The organism is Variovorax sp. P2_H12, assembly GCF_056403395.1.
This window is the reverse complement of the sequence record NZ_JBFUFO010000304.1, coordinates 1-374: the sequence shown is the minus strand read 5'-3', so window position 1 is coordinate 374 and position 374 is coordinate 1. Positions and strand designations below refer to the sequence as shown.

Genomic DNA, 374 nt, shown 5'->3' with positions numbered 1-374 from the left:
CTCTTGGTCCCCGTCAGATCCTCGGCCTGCGCCGTGATGCTGTGCGCGCCCTGCCCCAGGTCGACCGTGGGCGTGAAGCTCCACGTGCCATTGGCTTGCACCGTCGTCGTCCCAGCACGTTCGCGCCGTCGTACACCGTGATGGTGCTGCCGGCCTTGCCGCTGCCCACGATCTCCGGACGCGTTTCGTCCGTCACGCCGTTGGGCGTGATGTTGCCCGTCACGCTGCCGACGTTGTCCTTCACCTGCGTGATCGACACCACCACGCCCGAGGTATCCACCGTCACGTTCACCGGCTCGCTCGACGCGCTCTCGTTGCCCGCGGGGTCGGTCACCTTGGTCGTGAAGCTGTGCGGGCCGTCATCCAGCGCAGCG

Annotated in this window: 1 protein-coding gene; it reads right to left on the bottom strand. The window is 67.9% G+C overall.

Annotated features, from left to right (window positions below; all coding sequences use genetic code 11):
- Positions 1-101: Ig-like domain-containing protein (locus AC1DYK_RS36235; RefSeq protein WP_478170663.1), on the bottom strand; the 101-nt coding region annotated here is incomplete at its 3' end.
- Positions 102-374: the final 273 nt, after the last annotated feature.